This window comes from Desulfobacterales bacterium, assembly GCA_029211065.1.
Taxonomy (GTDB): Bacteria; Desulfobacterota; Desulfobacteria; order Desulfobacterales; family JARGFK01; genus JARGFK01.
Genome location: JARGFK010000035.1, coordinates 24,922 through 40,436, shown reverse-complemented (window position 1 = coordinate 40,436; position 15,515 = coordinate 24,922). Strand labels below are relative to the sequence as shown.

The window sequence follows — 15,515 nt, the reverse complement described above, 5'->3', positions numbered from 1 at the left end:
CCATTTTTTCATCTGATTATTTAAGGTCAAAATTTCCATGGCCGGGCTGATGAGCGCCACACCGATGGCAATGTAGTCCACAAGACTCCTGTACTGTTCTTCGGATTCTCTCAACTTTTTTGAAACCAGTTCGCGTTCGCTGGTGTCGCGCACCAAGGCGATGATCTTTTGCCGCCCCCCTGAAATGAACCTGGCTGGGCGTAATTCACCCGGAAAAACGGAACTGTCTTTCTTTTTAAAATAGCGTAAGGCGCTATCGACGTCAGCCGGTCCGGCGGTCTTACCCTCCGGCATATAAGCCGCCGGCGCAGCTTCCGCTGCGCAGATCTCGGCAAACGTCAAAGACAACAATTCCTCCTGATAATACCCGTAAAGATCCAGCGCCGCCTTGTTTGCGGCTTCGATGCGCTGGGTTGCAGCATCGAAAACCAGGACCGCATCCGATCCTTTTTCAAAAAGATGGCGGTAGCGATTTTCACTTTCCCGCAGACTATCTTCCCTGATTTTCAGTTTGGCTGAAAGCGTTATTTTTTTGGCGGGCATGCGAATCACCGTTCGTAGTTGCGGCGTTTGTATCTGTTCCTGTGAGGCATTTAGATTATTGCTCATTGATTAAGGGTTGCGGTTGTCTCGGTTAAAAACCATACATCCTATCGGATCTGAGTCGGCTCTGTTGGAAAATCAGAGCGGCTTTATTGAGAAATCACAACCAGGGCTGCATGCGATATAAAATTATCTGATATTGACGGGTTGATGTCAATTAATTTGAATCGCAGCAGCGAGCGCATTTCCCGTCCCGCCATGGTGGGCTGCGGGGTTCTTCAATATTATGTATGAACACCCGCGCTGATTTTGTCTATAAATGAAAGGCTTCATTTTATCTGAGAAAATGGACTATATGGGTATTTTCACCCTGTTGACAGGGAATCTTCCCCCGCAAGGAAATGGATCTTTTTTTTTAATGGACACAAAAGTCCCATTTATCCATATTGATACCATGAAACTCTGTCAAAACTGTGGTCAACTACTGGCAGAAGAAATCAGCACCTGCCCCTCCTGCGGAAACGAGGTTGCCGAAGGCAGATGGTATATTGATGGGTACCGGATCGAAAAAGTTCTCCACGAGGGCTATTCAAGCATCCTTTGCAGGATCCGAAAATGAATCGGCCCGGCCCCACGCTCAAGAAACTTCTGACCTGTCATCCCGATATCATCAACCAGCGGCCCCTCGATTTCAGAAGCGATATCTGGTCGCTGGGAAAGACTTTCGTTGAAGTGCTGTCCGTCGACTTCGAAACCACCGACTTTCAGTCCGAGATCGACAACCTGCCGTTGCCCCAGGAGGTTGCCGTGTTGTTTAAAATCATGCTGGCCGAAGACCCGGACCTGCGACCGCGCTCAATGGCAGAGGTGGCAAAGACCCTGTCCCGTGTCAAGGATGATGATATTGAGGCGGCCAGACGCAGGAGACCACGGTCAATGTGAGTGTCACCCAAGGCCATGTGCGTCGCACCTTTGAAAATATGCTCCAGGTTAACACCTCTATCCATAGCGGCAACAGCGGCGGACCGGTCATTGACGTTCGCGGCAAGGTCATCGGTATTGACTCCGGTGTGGCCATCGGATGGACAGCCGCACCGGTTCCGATAGCCACCCCGTTGTCTGACATCGGAATGATCCTGCCCTGGTAACCGCTGCCGGAATGATGCACTTTTGCGACGGAGACCGTCAAGGGGCCCGCACACTCTTCGCGCAAACATTATCTATGGATAGTGAGAATGACAGGGCCAAATTGATGCTTTTCATTATTGATTGGCTCAGCGGCAAATCCCACGAAAATACTTACCGCCGGGAGTTACTGGCCTCGGATTGGCGATCAGTGAGCGAATTTTGGGGACACCTGGTAAATATTCTTGAAGGAGGGATCCAGGAGGCAGCCGCCCTCGCAGGCGGATACAGCCAAGTTGAAAAAAGCTGGCTGCATTACGTTGTCGGGCTTATGCGGGCAAAACAAGCGGATTTAGCCGGCTCGGAAAAGCTTCTGAATAGGCGTCACCCCCCACAAGCACAACAACCGCGATCAGTTCTGTTCCTGGACGAAACGCACCATCCGGTCGACAATACTGTCCAGCAGCAGCATTCCGTCGCGGGTCAGAACGCATCGATTTTTATCTGCCCTGAGAAGTCCCTCTTCTTCAAGTTCAGACAGAACAGCAGTGAACATCTCTAAAAAGTTCAGCTTGAATTTTTCATTGAACCGGTCCATGGGGATGCCTTCAACCGTTCGGAGCCCCAGGAAGACCGTTTCCATCATCTGCTGCCCGATGGTCAGCGTCTCTTTGTCTTCCATCGCAGGCTTGCCGGCATTCAGCCGTTCGATATATCTTCTTACGCTGCGCAAATTCCAGAAACGGACGGGTTCCAGAAATGAATGCGCCGACGGCCCCAATCCCAGATAGGGTGAAAAGTTCCAGTATTTTTGATTATGCCCGGAGGGGTATAATCCGGTTCCGTTCGCTCCGGCTCGGGTAAAGTTGGAAATTTCATACTGGACATATCCGTTTTGCGCCAGCCACTCGACAGTCTCTATAAACAGCTTCGCTACCCGTCGCTCCGGCATTGGTTTAATAAGGCCTTGTCCCAGGCTTAACGCCAGCGGCGTGCCTTTTTCATAGGTCAGCATGTAACAGGAAAGATGCTCCGGCTTGAATGAAACGGCCGCTCTAAGGTCTGCCCGCCAGGATGCATCCGTCTGGCCGGAAACGCCGTAAATCAAGTCCAGACCGATGTTGTTGAATCCAGCCCGGCGGGCCCAGCGGATGCTGTTTGACGCATCCTCGGCCGTATGGATCCGCTGCAGAAAACCAAGAATGCGGTTTTGGAATGATTGCACCCCGATGTTGATCCGGTTGACGCCGCAGCGGCGGTAATCGGACAGGCTGCGGGCAGTGACGGTGCCGGGGTTTACCTCTAAAGTCAGCTCGGCCTCGGGGAGTACGTTAAAGCAGCGGCGGGCTTCGGTTACAATGCGTTCGATCTCGCCCGTGTTCAGTACAGACGGGGTGCCGCCACCGATATAAAGGGTGTCGACGCGGACGGCATGTCCTGCGTAAAACCGCATCTCCTGCGCCAGCGCTTTTATGAAGCTTTTTTTTAGCGACAGGTCCGTCACCGAGTAAAAATCACAGTAGGGGCATTTGCGGATGCAAAACGGAATATGGATGTATAAACCGGCCGGTTCGGCCGGCCAGGCGGGTTTGTCTAAAAAGTCAATCGCCAAGTCAATTGCTGAACCCTGCCCCCAGCGCCATTCCCAACTGCAGGGCCTCCTGGTTTATCTTTAAGAATCCGGTGGGTATACGGCTTTGCAGAACTTTGACAACGGCCTCGGATTTGACGATCCCGGTGAGTCCGATCACCGCGCCCAGCATGCAAATGTTAAATACGATCGGTTTGCCGATCTTGTCCATCACTGACTGGTACATGGGCAGGGAAACCTGGCGGGCGTCGATCTTTCGTTCCGTAGTAACAAAACGGGTGTCCGTAATAAGAAATCCGCCCGGCCGGATAATCGGGCTGAATTTATTATAGGCCTGCTGCGTCAGGCACACCAGCACATTGGGCTGAATAACCTTGGGAAAGTGTATCTCCGTATCGGCAATAATGATATCGCTGCGGGTCGCCCCTCCCCTGGCTTCAGGACCATAGGACTGCGACTGCACCGCCACCAGGTTGTCGTAAAGTACGGCTGCTTCGGCCAAAATAATCGCTGCCGTAATGACCCCCTGGCCGCCCGATCCAGAAAACACCATTCTGCATCTTTCCATGATTAACGCCCTTTCATCGCCCGTTCGATGATGCGGTTGTATTCGTTACAGTATTCCGGCAGTTCTTTCTCCACAAAAACCCCTCGTTCGATCAGGCCGGGATTTTCCTTTTTGGCTTTCGATCCGATCGGCGTGGTATCGGTTTTATATTGTTCCATCATGTCCACGGCGCTGCCGGCCCTGTTTTTCCGGCCGAAATAGGTGGGGCACTGGGACATGATTTCAACCACTGAAAAGCCTTCATGCAAAATGGCCCGCTGGATCATATCCGCTATCTGGTTCACATGATAGGTGGTGGTGCGGGCCACAAAGGTCGCACCGGCGGCGATTGCCAGCTGGACAATATCAAAGTCGTGGTCGATATTGGTATAGGGTGCTGTCGTAGCGCTGGTGCCGTAGCCCGACAGGGGCGAATACTGCCCCCCGGTCATGCCGTAGGTGCGGTTATTCATCACGATGGCGGTAATATCGATATTGCGGCGGGCGGCATGAATAAAATGATTGCCACCGATGGCCAGGGCATCTCCGTCCCCCATGGGGACGATCAGGTTCAGTTCCGGGCGGCTTAATTTAACGCCGGTGGCAAATGCCAGCGCCCGGCCATGCAGGGTGTGCAGGGTGTGAAAATCAACATAACCGGAAATTCGGGAAGAGCAGCCGATGCCGGACACCATCACGATTTCGCTCTTGCTCATACCGAGTTTTTCCACCGCGCGCAGCAGGCCGTTGAGCACGGTCCCGTGACCGCAGCCCGGGCACCACAGGTGTGGAAAAAACCGTTCTCTGATGTAATTCTTTACCGCCATGCCTTACACTCCTTTTCCCCGGATGAGTCGCAGGATATTGCGGATGTCCGCATCGGTAATAAAGACCCCGTCGATGCGGTTGGCCAGAAATACTTTTTCAGGCTCATCGACCACCGCCTTAACCGAATGAAGCACCTGCCCCATGTTCATTTCAACCACCACCACGAATTTTGCGTCCGCACACTTCTCCTGCACGATGTTGTTAGGAAACGGCCACAGCGTCTGGAGTTCCAGCAGTCCGAAGCGTTCGCCCCGGGGCCTGCGGCTTTCCACCACATGCCGGGCCGCCCGGGCTGCTGAGCCATAGGAGATGAGAACACATTCGGCATCCTCAAGATAAAATTCCTTGTAGCGGGCGATCTGGTTGACGTTGTTCTCGATCTTGTCCACCAGATGGCGCAATAGCCCGTGAACCACCTGGGGGTTGTTGGACGGAAACCCCCACATGTCATGAAACAAACCGGTGACATTATAACGGTGGACCCCGCCGAAGTCCGACATCGGCAGCCGGCCGTCCTCCCGCGGCAGATAGGGATGATAGTCCACACCCCCCTTGACCGAGGTTCTCAGCCTTTCCACCAGCGGGATTTCACCCGGTTCCGGCATGATGAGCCGCTCACGCATGTGTCCCACCACTTCGTCGAAAAGGAGGATCACCGGAGTCCGGTAGGTTTCGGCAATATTGAAGGCGTCCACGGTGACGGCAAAGACGTCCTGATTGTTGGAAGCCGTCATCGTGACAATCGCATGGTCTCCGTGCGTTCCCCAGCGGGCCTGATTGACATCCCCCTGGCTGACATGGGTCGGATTGCCGGTGGAGGGCCCGCCCCGCTGGACATTGACGATGACGCAGGGGATCTCCGCCATGATGGCATACCCCAGCGCCTCCTGCATCAGGGAAAAACCCGGGCCGCTGGTGGCGGTCATGACCTTGTGCCCGGTCAGGGACGCCCCGATGATGGCGCCCATGGATGCGATTTCGTCTTCCATCTGGATAAATTTGCCGCCTTTCTGCGGCAAGCGGCTCGAGAGCTGCTCGGCCACCTCAGTGGAAGGCGTAATGGGATAACCGGCAAAAAAATCAAGACCGGCATACAGCGCGCCCTCGACGCAGGCCTCGTTTCCCTGAAGAAATTTGATGTTCGTGCTCATGATATCGCCGCCTATTCTGTTTCCTTGATGATCGCGATGGCAAGGTCCGGGCACCTGAGCTCGCACAGTTCGCAGCAGATGCAATCCTGCGGGCGCGGTGCAATCACCTTTTCTGCGTGATCCATTTCCAGTACGTTTTTGGGACAGAAATGGACGCAGATGCCGCACCCCTTGCACCACTCCCGGTTGATGACATGCGCTTTCAGTTTAGGCTTTGCCATGGTTGCTCCACTTAATATTCGGCCTGGGTGAATTATGCCCTTTGCGTGAATAATCCGTTGAAACGCCGATTGCCTTTTTTTGTGGTTTATAATTCCGTTTTTTTATAACAGCTTGTCAAGAAAAAAAACAGCCGTTATGATTCCCCATAATCAAGACCTTCGATAATCCCCAGCAACTCATCACTCTTTAGCTGCATGCGATGGGATTCCTTGTCCGATTTCTCATGATCATAACCGAACAAATGCAGCACCCCATGAACCATCAATTCTGAAAGGCGCAGGTTAAACCGAATCCCCGACGCGTTGGCTTCCTGCCGGGCGGTTTCCGCAGAAATAACCACATCACCCAACAAGTGCGGCATGATATCGGAATAATCGCCCGCCCGCATGGGGAAGGCAATCACGTTGGTGGGACCGCTTCGATTCAGGTATTGCTTATTCAACGCAGCGATATAAACATCGTCGACAATCACTATGGAAAGTTCGGCATCAGGAGAGTCCAAGGCGTTTAAGATGGCCTGGGCCTTTTGAACCATTTTCTTTTGCGTTATCCTGATTTTGCCTTGCCGGTTGCTGATCAGAACCCCCATTTTTTGCTTTCCCCCTGGTTGCTGCACTGCTTTCGCTGTACTCGATGCGGTGGTGATGGACCCCGTTTAATATTTTGTTGTAGCTCTTGGCGATATTATCCAGGTCTTTGAGCGTCAGCTCACAATGATCGAGCTGGCCGTCGGAAAAAATTTTATTGATCAGGTGCTGTACCAGACCCTGCAGCCGAGCAGGTGTCGGGTTTTCCAGGGTTCGCGAAGCAGCTTCGACCACATCGCCCAGCATCACCAGGGCGGCTTCACGGGTCTGGGGCTTGGGGCCCGGATACCGGAAGTTGTCTATTTTTACCGCATCTTCTCCCTTTAACTGCTTGGCTTTATCGTAAAAGTAGCTGATCAGGCTGGTGCCGTGGTGTTGCCGGATGTTGTCGATGATGATCTGGGGCAGCTTGTTCTCCCGGGCAATTTCAACCCCGTTCTTCACATGGGCGATCAATATCAGGCTCGACATGGAAGGCGCCAGTTTGTCGTGCTTATTTTTCCCGTTTGCCTGGTTTTCGATAAAATAGAGCGGCTTTCGAATTTTTCCGATATCGTGATAGTATCCGCAGACTTTTGCCAGAAGCGGATTGGCCCTTATCTCGGAAGCAGCCGCCTCTACCATGGACCCGACGATGACGGAATGATGATAGGTTCCGGGCGCTTCAATCATCAGCCTTCTGAGAATCGGTCGATCCAGATTGGCCAGTTCCAGCAGGGTGATGTCGCTGGGGTAGCCGAAGGCGATTTCCACGATGGGCGCAATGCCGGCGGTAATGATGCCCGCGCCCATACCGCCTAAAAACGCGAAGACCCAAACCGATACGATCTCAAACCCGGTGAGCTCCGCCACATAAATATCAATGGCTGTCGCCAGGACCACATTCAGGCCGCCGAGTTTGACGCCGGCCTTGATAAATACCTTGCGCTCCCGGCAACTCTGAATCCAGTAGGCCGCCATAAAGCCGTTAATCAGGAAATAAATAAATACCTCTAACCGGTTCTTAAATATAACGGCGCTGCAGACCGCCAGCACCAGGGCAACCGGAATGGCGACATCCAGGCCCATAAACAGACACACGATCATGGCGGCGGATGCAATGGGAATAGCGTACCACAATGAATTGGCTGTGATTGAAAAGGGCATGGTTACATTAATGGAATCCGACAAGGATGCCGAAACCCTGGCCAAAACAAAAAATGTCACCAGGACGCTGGCGATAAACAGAAGGTTTTTGTTGTGGGTTGTTTCCACCTGCTGATTGCGACGCAAATACAGCAGATAGGTGGACATGAACAGGCATAAAACCAATACCGCGACACTGCTGCTGACGGCCAGCAGGCGTTCATTTTTTATCTGGCCCTGGATTGCTTTCAGCTTCAGCAGCTGAAAGTCGGTAACCCTTTCGCCTTCGCGCAGCAACATTTCGCCGGCTTTGATCTGATATAAGACCGGTTTAACTTCAGACGCCGCCCGTTTTTTTCGCTCTTCGGTCTCGCTCTTGTTCAGGGTGATATTCGGCTGCACCAATTCCTGAACGAAATCCACAATGAGGTCCCGCACCGTATAGTGGTGATCCTTGAGCAGCGGTTGGCCGATGACCCGCACCATGGTTTTGGCCTGGTCATGACCGTAATACGATTTCAAGTTCTGTTCCACGTGCTCGTTTTTAGACTCGACTTCCCTCAGGGTGATGCCCCTGTCCATTTCTTTCAACAGCAGATCTTTGTTGGTCACTACGCCGTTTTCCAGAATCTGGGACAATATTTTAACCGTATAATCGGTGATCTCCTCGGAAAATTTTTCTTTGATCAATATCCGATAAGCGCCTTTACTGATGCTGAAACCGATTTCCTTTTCAAAGGCCGGCTTCATTTGCCAGACCTGTTCCTCGGTGGATTTCTTTTCTTCTTTCGGGGCGGCTGCGGCCGTTTCCGATCCGGTGGCGGACTCGGCAGTTTGAACAATCGAGGCTTCCGACTCCGCTTCAAAAACGGAATGGATTTTGGCAAAGGCTTTACGGATCCGCAGGGATGTTTTTTTCAGCAGTGAAACATCATGGTCGTAAACCGTCAGGGTGATTTCCGCCGCCTGACGGCGGTTTGCCAGGGTCGCCTGGGTGTCCTCGATAAAAAAATCGGCCGGCGCTTTGATGTCCCGATCGGCGACATCGCCGATCTGGTAAGAGTAATTGATGGCAACCATGCTCGGTGTAAAAATACCGGTAAATATGAGGGTAACGACAACCAACAATCCCCATGGGACCCACTGGCTGGAAACAAACCATTCACTCACTGTTTTTTTACTTTTGTCGATGTCCATATATTGCAATCGTGATATTGTTTAAATTTTGCTGCCGTCCTCTGCAGCGCTTTGTTCATTAACCGCGCGGATTACTTTGTTCGGTCCGCTTCCAGCTGCTCATAGGCATTGATGATTTCCTGCACCAGTTTATGCCGGACAACATCCTTTTTTGAAAAAAACACCATCTGTATCCCCTTGATATCCTGCAAAATATTCTTTGCTTCAATGAGGCCCGATGGCCGGCCCACCGGCAGATCGATCTGGGTGATGTCCCCGGTAATCACTGCTTTGGAACTGAACCCGATCCGGGTCAGGAACATTTTCATCTGTTCCGACGTGGTGTTCTGGGCTTCATCTAAAATGACAAAAGAGTCATTCAGCGTTCTGCCGCGCATAAAGGCAAGGGGCGCAACTTCAATAATGCCCTTCAGCAGCAGGTTCGAAACTTTTTCAAAGCGCATCATATCGTGAAGCGCATCATACAGCGGCCGCAAATAGGGATCAACCTTCTCCGCCAGATCGCCGGGTAAAAATCCCAGGGCTTCCCCGGCTTCCACCGCAGGGCGGGTGAGAATGATGCGATTCACCTTTTTTTCAGAAAGGGCTGCAACCGCCATGGCCATGGCCAGATAGGTCTTACCGGTACCGGCCGGGCCGATGCCGAAGACAATATCATAATTCCGGATGGCGTCAATATAGTCCTTCTGGGCGGTGCTTTTGGGCGTAATGGAGCGCTTTGTTGACGTGATATAGATTTTGTCGAGGAAAATATCTTTTAAGCGGACCCGATCATTTTCACTTAATGCCCGGACCGCATAATCCACATCATTGGGATAAACCGGATAGCCCGCCTGGAGCAGGCCGTAGAGCTGGTCGAGTATGTTTTTCGCAAGTTGGGCAGCCTCCCGATCCCCCTGGATAAAAACCGCATTGCCCCTGGCATGGATCTTGACATCCACGTCCGCAGCAATTTTCTGCAGATTGCGGCTGTGTTCCCCGAAAAGCTGCTGCAACAGATCCACATCTGGAAAAGCCAGCTTGACCGGCGGTTCATTGGTGTTTTCATCCATATTTGTTTGGGGTGTTGTCATCGTGCATAAACCTCTCGCTGGTCACTTACCACACCTTTTTCAATGATTGCAAACACCATTTTATGGTTGAGCGCCACAAGCAGAAAAACACCTTGACTCTCCGGAACGGCTTTGTTAGTTTAACTGTTTGATACCGCTAAAAATTTTAAAGCGTTGTTTTTGTTTATTTTGATCGACGGTTGCACCGGGGCACGATTTTTTCGTGCCGTTTCGTATTGAGGCATCATGAATCCACTGGATATGGTCATCATCGTCATACTGAGTTACTGCCTGATCAGGGGTATATTCAGAGGCCTGGTAAAGGAAATATCTTCCATTATCGGGGTCCTGGCCGGGTTTTATGCCGCCTATTCCTATTATCCGCTCCTTGCCAAACCCCTGGCACGCTGGATATCCAGCACACCGTACTTGAACATACTGAGCTTTATGATCATTTTCTGCGTTATTTTCTTTTTAATCAGTATCCTGGGTATAATCATCAAGTACCTCCTCAGTATCGCTTTTTTAGGCTGGGTGGACCGTATCTGCGGCGCTGGTTTCGGCATGATTAAGGGCATCCTGATTGTATCCGTTTTATTAATAGCGCTTACAACATTTCTTTCAAAACATTCCGCAATCATAAAGGATTCAATGCTGGCGCCGCATGTCAGCATGGTTTCAGAAAATATGGCCAAAGTCATTTCCAAAGACATGAAAGACAAATACAGCTCAAAAATAAAGGAATACAAAGACGTTTGGAAAAAACCCCGAAAACCCGCACCCCCTGTTCAATCGAAGCCCTAATCCAACTGATCGAAACGTTAAGGGGAAAAAACGGTTGCCCCTGGGACAAAAAACAGACCTCCCGCTCCATGGCGCTCTATCTGGTGGAAGAATTATATGAGTTGCTCGACGCCATTGAAAAAGACGATCCGGACAACGTCTGCGAAGAACTGGGAGATGTTTTATTTCACATTTTTTTTATTGCACGACTTTTTGAGGAAGCGGGAAAATTTAATATCGAGGATGTCGTCGCCCGGAATATCGAAAAGATGACCCGCCGGCATCCGCATGTTTTCGGATCCACCCCCCTGGAAAGTGCCGAGGAAGTCAAACAACAGTGGCATACCATTAAAACGAGTGAAAAGAAGTCGGCTCCTGACGGATCGCTGCTGGATTCGCTGCCTTCCAGGCTGCCGGCCCTCATGCGCGCTTACCGGATTTCAGAACGGGTGGCCAAGGCCGGGTTTGACTGGAACGACATGCACGGCGTTTTATCAAAGGTGGAAGAGGAATGGCGCGAGTTGAAATCCGCCATCCAGGCCGATGGCGGCACCGGTTTAAATCAAGGCAACGTGTTGCTCGAATTAGGCGACCTTCTTTTCACGCTGGTCAATGTGGCCCGCTTCGCCCATATTCACCCGGAAACGGCCCTGGCCGATGCAACCAAAAAATTTGAAGCCCGCTTCAGAGAAATGGAGATACACCTTGCTGCGGCAGGCAAAACCCTGGCGTCCCTTACCCCAAAGGAAATGGACCTGTTTTGGGAAACAGCCAAATCAGCCGCCGACCGGTGACCTGCGTCGGGAGGAAAAATGGGGAACCGGAGTGATGGAATAATGGAATGATGGATGATCAAGAACGTCCATTTTATCCTAAAACTGATCAATTCATTTTATTACCCAATATTCCAACACTCCAGACGATGCAGGCGTTGCGTTTTTTTAACCAATTGACAATTGCAGCAATTCTGATTTTGGGAACGTTTTATGATCGCGATTATCGACTATGATGCCGGCAATCTGACCAGTGTCGCCCGGGCGGTGACTTACCTGGGCTTTCCCTGCATGGTCACCAGCGACAAGGCTGAGATTGAACGTTCAGAGCGAATTATCTTCCCCGGGGTCGGCGCCGCCGGATCGGCGATGCAGAGCCTGAAACGGTTGGGGCTTGACAACATCATTGCATCTCAATTTCACAAGGGCAAACCGGTTCTAGGGATCTGTCTGGGTACACAAATCATTATGGGCCACAGTGATGAGAACCAGGTTGCCTGTCTCGGGTTGATGGACGGATCGGTGCGGGTGTTTTCGTCAAACATTCAGTCCAAAGGGGGCGGCCGTTTAAAAATACCGCACATGGGATGGAACCGCATCCATGTCCAGAACCGTCACCCCCTGTTGGATGGGGTCGACCCTGATGCTGAATTTTATTTCGTGCACAGTTATTATCCGGAGCCGGCCGACCCGGCCGACATTATCGCGACCACCCAATATGGCATTTCATTTGCATCGGTCATGGGAATTAAAAATCTGGTTGCGACCCAGTTTCATCCGGAAAAAAGCGGCCAGCCCGGACTGGCCATTTTAAAAAATTTTTGTCGATGGAATCCATCATGCTAAGCAAACGCATCATTCCCTGCCTGGATGTGCATGAAGGCAAAACCACCAAGGGGATCAAATTTAAAAACAACGTGGAAATCGGTGATCCCATTGAAATGGCGCGATTTTACTATGAAGCCGGCGCAGATGAAATCGTGTTTTACGACATCACCGCTTCCCATGAAAAAAGAGGGATCATGATCGATGTTGTCCGGCGTGTGGCCGAAACCATCTTTATCCCTTTTTCGGTGGGCGGCGGAATCCGAACGGTCGACGATATGCGCGCGGTCCTGCTGGCCGGGGCTGAAAAAATCAGCGTCAATTCTGCTGCGGTGAGAAATCCGGATATCATCTCCCAGTGCGCCAAAGCCTTCGGCAATCAGTGCGTGGTCCTGGGAATGGATGTAAAGCGGGTGGAAAAAAGCAAAAAGATCCCTTCCGGCTATGAGATTGTTATCAACGGCGGTAGGACCTTTATGGGCATCGATGCACTGCAGTGGGCCGTTAAAGCGCAGCGTCTCGGCGCCGGCGAAATCTGCCTCAATTCCATTGATGCCGACGGGACCAAAGACGGATATGAGCTGACCTTGACGGCCCTAATTTCAGAAAACGTCGACATACCGGTCATCGCTTCCGGCGGGGCCGGAAAACCGGAACATCTGAGGGACGTCCTGACAACCGGCAAAGCAGATGCGGCCCTGATCGCCTCGATGGTTCACTACGGCACCCACACCATTTCAGAGATTAAAAAATTTCTGGATTCCCGCGCCATCAAGGTTCGGAAAACCTGGTAACCGAAATCGTCCGTTTAACCTTGCGATGATCCTTATCAATCACATTGTAAACAAACGGTGTGAACTCTCCGTTCTTAACGATAGCGCTCCCATTTACGTCTGCCGATGGCTGGGTTCCGTTTTTCCCCTCCTGGCGGCCGCTTAACTTTACCCGGCTGACCTTCTCTTTGATTGTCTGAGTTATGGTTTCAAATATTTCCCGGCGCTTGCCGGAGGCAAAAAAACCGGCGTCATCCACCGGATTTGCCCGGCCATCGCCGTTCTCATCCCCTTCGCTGCCGACGCCGGTCAACTTATCGGTATATTGCTGAAGTACATTATAAATCTGATAGGTCGGTATCCGCAAAATTACAGCCTCCCTGTTTACCCGTTATTGAAACCTCAGGGTCTGAAAACAGATGCATAATAGATCTCTAAAAAATGGCGATGACTGCTGAAAGCGATTTCCGGCAGCTTTTCCGGCTGAAAGTACGCAACGGCAGCAGCATCATCACCGGGCGTCAGGCGGCCGCTAAAGCGTTTCACCAGATAACCGATCATCAGGACGTTTCCATACCGATCACTTTTGTCGGCGGTCACCCCCAGAAGTTTGTCGATCTCACCGTTCAGTCCGGTCTCTTCCCGCAGCTCCCTTAAAGCCGCTTGATCGGGGGTTTCACCCAACTCGACGAAGCCGCCGGGCAGGCACCAGTATCCCTTTTTAGGCTCCACATCCCGTTTTACCAGAACCACATTTTTTTCAGCATCGGCAACCACCAGGCTAGTGGCCGGCACGGGGTTTTCATAAATAGGGGCCTGACAGGTTTCACAAAAAAGCCGGTTGCCCCCCTCCACGTATTTTCGGGTCAGGCGGCTCCCGCAGTAATAACAATGGGTCTTTGGTCGCATATGAAAACCCTTAAAGCGCCGGATCGCGTGTATTCATTTAAGCGCGAAGCCGTCAATAACGCCTGAATTTAGCATGCATGATTTAGGCGTTAATCGTCAAAGTTACCCTTGGGCCCTTTGTCGCTGTCTATGGCAGCAGCCCGCTCGGCAATTTTTGCAGGCGTCCAGTCATCCGGATTTTCAATACGCCCGACTTTCGGTCCCACGTCATAAGATCCGGTCTTAAGAATTGCTTCCATGGCCAGCGGTGCGGTGTCTCCCGCATTGAGCACTTTTACAAGCATGTTATAGACGAAGTCCGCAACCCGCTGGGTCATCCGGTCCCTGACTTTTTGGGGTTGTCCCAGCAGCTTGTTCTCAAAAACAATATTCAGATTCTTGTAGTCGCCTTTCTTGAGTCCTTTTGACTGTGCATACGCCACTATTTCAGACCACATCGATTCGGTCACGCCCTGGTCCTTCACCTTGATAAAATTGCCGTCATCGTCCAGAATGGCATTGCCGTAGTCGTTTACCTCCAGCCCCCAGGAAATCATCTGCAGCGCCGTGGCCACGTTTGCCTTGGTGGTCCGGGTTTTGGCCGCGATTTCACGCAACCGGTCGGAGCTGTTCCCGGAAGTGCCGTGCTGGGCGCCGGAAACCTTATACTTTTCGATGGCTTTATGAATCTCGGCCGTCAGCTCGACCTGGATGCCCTGATCGCTGGCCTCGATGCCGTGTGTGGTCCCGTTGTTCAGCGCAATCCAATCCGGGAAAATACCATGGGCATTGAGCCCCTGAATCAAAAACCGTGCTTCGGGAACGGTTGAAAGGCCCTGTTTCCCTTTGATTTCCCCCACTTCGGTTTCCAGCCCGGCCCAGGCGGGCACCACCGGATTTAACGCAAGATTGGCCAGCAGGTTTTTGTCGTCCGGCATATGCGAGGCATCGATGGCAATGGATGTGATGCCGGCTTCAAACAGGGTGGGGATTTCAATCTTTGCGAATTCAACATCCGCCTCGCTCTTGATGCCATAGTGGTCCGCATGGATCGCCACCGGGATGGTAATCCCCAGTTCATTACACAATGCATCCACTGAACGGGCGATGTTCCAGTAATTGACGGCGCAATAGGCTTTGGCCCCGCCCTCCGACCTGGCGATTTCAATGATAATGGCGGCGTTGGCCTTTTGGGCAGCCAGCAGCGCCCCGCGTATCACAAAATAATTGCGCCCGTTGGCCGCCATTGTAATGGCTTTGCCTTTCGCCATCAGTGCCCGGTCGATCACCTTGCCGCTGACAATCAGGGCCCTTGAATTCGGGAACAGGCTCACCACGTTTGGGGGACGGCCCGTCTGCAGCGCTTTTTCAAATTCTTTGGGATTAACTGCTTTTGTTATGGTCATGGCAAACCTCCTTTTATAACGGATCATTATTTTGAAAACTGTCATAGATTATTGGAAATACAGGCAGGCTGTCAAGGAAAAAGGGGAAGGGTCATTCCG

The 15,515-nt window shown here is 51.8% G+C and carries 20 protein-coding genes; 8 read left to right on the top strand and 12 right to left on the bottom strand.

Translation table 11 applies throughout. The features are described 5' to 3' along the window. A partial coding sequence (locus P1P89_09880) for a PAS domain S-box protein (protein ID MDF1591810.1) occupies positions 1–543 on the bottom strand: 543 nt, incomplete at its 3' end. Between the two features lie 418 nt (positions 544–961). On the opposite strand from P1P89_09880, the gene P1P89_09875 reads away from it, so the two are divergent. From P1P89_09875 to P1P89_09865, 3 genes are read left to right on the top strand one after another with little or no spacing between them, the layout of a single operon-like run. Beyond that, positions 962–1,162 (top strand): hypothetical protein, encoded by a 201-nt coding sequence (locus P1P89_09875; protein ID MDF1591809.1) that lies wholly within the window; start codon positions 962–964, stop codon positions 1,160–1,162. Continuing rightward, entirely contained in the window at positions 1,159–1,485 is a 327-nt protein-coding gene (locus P1P89_09870; GenBank protein MDF1591808.1) for a hypothetical protein, read from the top strand. Before P1P89_09875 ends, P1P89_09870 begins: the two co-directional genes overlap by 4 nt. After that, entirely contained in the window at positions 1,482–1,691 is a 210-nt protein-coding gene (locus P1P89_09865; protein MDF1591807.1) for a trypsin-like peptidase domain-containing protein, read from the top strand. Before P1P89_09870 ends, P1P89_09865 begins: the two co-directional genes overlap by 4 nt. 389 nt (positions 1,692–2,080) lie before the next feature. On the opposite strand, the gene hemW is transcribed toward P1P89_09865, so the two are convergent. From hemW to P1P89_09825, 8 genes are all read right to left on the bottom strand, one after another. Continuing rightward, positions 2,081–3,280, bottom strand: a complete 1,200-nt coding sequence (gene hemW / locus P1P89_09860) for a radical SAM family heme chaperone HemW (protein MDF1591806.1) — start codon at positions 3,278–3,280, stop codon at positions 2,081–2,083. A 1-nt stretch (position 3,281) separates the two neighbouring features. After that, the gene (locus tag P1P89_09855; protein MDF1591805.1) at positions 3,282–3,827 is read right to left on the bottom strand and encodes a 2-oxoacid:acceptor oxidoreductase family protein; all 546 of its coding nucleotides are present in this window, start codon (positions 3,825–3,827) and stop codon (positions 3,282–3,284) included. Positions 3,828–3,829: 2 nt separating this feature from the next. Next, on the bottom strand, positions 3,830–4,633 hold the full coding sequence (locus tag P1P89_09850; GenBank protein MDF1591804.1) for a 2-oxoacid:ferredoxin oxidoreductase subunit beta: 804 nt from the start codon (positions 4,631–4,633) through the stop codon (positions 3,830–3,832). Between the two features lie 3 nt (positions 4,634–4,636). Next, entirely contained in the window at positions 4,637–5,785 is a 1,149-nt protein-coding gene (locus P1P89_09845) for a 2-oxoacid:acceptor oxidoreductase subunit alpha (protein ID MDF1591803.1), read from the bottom strand. Positions 5,786–5,796: 11 nt separating this feature from the next. After that, positions 5,797–6,006, bottom strand: a complete 210-nt coding sequence (locus P1P89_09840; GenBank protein ID MDF1591802.1) for a 4Fe-4S binding protein — start codon at positions 6,004–6,006, stop codon at positions 5,797–5,799. A 134-nt stretch (positions 6,007–6,140) separates the two neighbouring features. Then, the gene (gene ybeY, locus P1P89_09835) at positions 6,141–6,542 is read right to left on the bottom strand and encodes an rRNA maturation RNase YbeY (protein ID MDF1591801.1); all 402 of its coding nucleotides are present in this window, start codon (positions 6,540–6,542) and stop codon (positions 6,141–6,143) included. Further along, positions 6,496–8,916 (bottom strand): HDIG domain-containing protein, encoded by a 2,421-nt coding sequence (locus tag P1P89_09830; GenBank protein ID MDF1591800.1) that lies wholly within the window; start codon positions 8,914–8,916, stop codon positions 6,496–6,498. Before P1P89_09830 ends, ybeY begins: the two co-directional genes overlap by 47 nt. 71 nt (positions 8,917–8,987) lie before the next feature. Then, positions 8,988–9,989, bottom strand: a complete 1,002-nt coding sequence (locus tag P1P89_09825; protein ID MDF1591799.1) for a PhoH family protein — start codon at positions 9,987–9,989, stop codon at positions 8,988–8,990. Positions 9,990–10,214: 225 nt separating this feature from the next. Here P1P89_09825 and P1P89_09820 point away from each other — a divergent pair, with 225 nt between their 5' ends. The 5 genes from P1P89_09820 to hisF are packed head-to-tail and all read left to right on the top strand — an operon-like array spanning position 10,215 to position 13,143. Further along, a complete protein-coding gene (locus P1P89_09820; GenBank protein ID MDF1591798.1) occupies positions 10,215–10,772 on the top strand; it encodes a CvpA family protein in 558 nt (185 codons plus the stop codon). Continuing rightward, the gene (mazG, locus tag P1P89_09815) at positions 10,724–11,545 is read left to right on the top strand and encodes a nucleoside triphosphate pyrophosphohydrolase (protein MDF1591797.1); all 822 of its coding nucleotides are present in this window, start codon (positions 10,724–10,726) and stop codon (positions 11,543–11,545) included. The genes P1P89_09820 and mazG overlap by 49 nt, the downstream gene beginning before the upstream one ends. A gap of 47 nt (positions 11,546–11,592) precedes the next feature. Continuing rightward, on the top strand, positions 11,593–11,760 hold the full coding sequence (locus P1P89_09810; protein ID MDF1591796.1) for a hypothetical protein: 168 nt from the start codon (positions 11,593–11,595) through the stop codon (positions 11,758–11,760). Continuing rightward, positions 11,738–12,370 carry an imidazole glycerol phosphate synthase subunit HisH gene (gene hisH, locus P1P89_09805; protein ID MDF1591795.1) on the top strand — a complete coding sequence of 211 codons (633 nt, stop codon included), beginning with the start codon at positions 11,738–11,740 and terminating at the stop codon, positions 12,368–12,370. The genes P1P89_09810 and hisH overlap by 23 nt, the downstream gene beginning before the upstream one ends. Beyond that, positions 12,364–13,143, top strand: coding sequence for an imidazole glycerol phosphate synthase subunit HisF (gene hisF, locus P1P89_09800; protein ID MDF1591794.1), 780 nt, complete (start codon positions 12,364–12,366; stop codon positions 13,141–13,143). Before hisH ends, hisF begins: the two co-directional genes overlap by 7 nt. On the opposite strand, the gene P1P89_09795 is transcribed toward hisF, so the two are convergent. The 3 genes from P1P89_09795 to P1P89_09785 all read right to left on the bottom strand — a co-directional run bounded on the left by P1P89_09795 (position 13,121) and on the right by P1P89_09785 (position 15,416). Then, entirely contained in the window at positions 13,121–13,489 is a 369-nt protein-coding gene (locus tag P1P89_09795) for a hypothetical protein (protein ID MDF1591793.1), read from the bottom strand. The genes hisF and P1P89_09795 overlap by 23 nt on opposite strands. A 35-nt stretch (positions 13,490–13,524) precedes the next feature. Further along, the gene (locus P1P89_09790; protein ID MDF1591792.1) at positions 13,525–14,031 is read right to left on the bottom strand and encodes an NUDIX domain-containing protein; all 507 of its coding nucleotides are present in this window, start codon (positions 14,029–14,031) and stop codon (positions 13,525–13,527) included. An 89-nt stretch (positions 14,032–14,120) separates the two neighbouring features. Continuing rightward, the gene (locus P1P89_09785) at positions 14,121–15,416 is read right to left on the bottom strand and encodes a class II fructose-bisphosphate aldolase (GenBank protein MDF1591791.1); all 1,296 of its coding nucleotides are present in this window, start codon (positions 15,414–15,416) and stop codon (positions 14,121–14,123) included. Between the last annotated feature and the right edge of the window lie 99 nt (positions 15,417–15,515).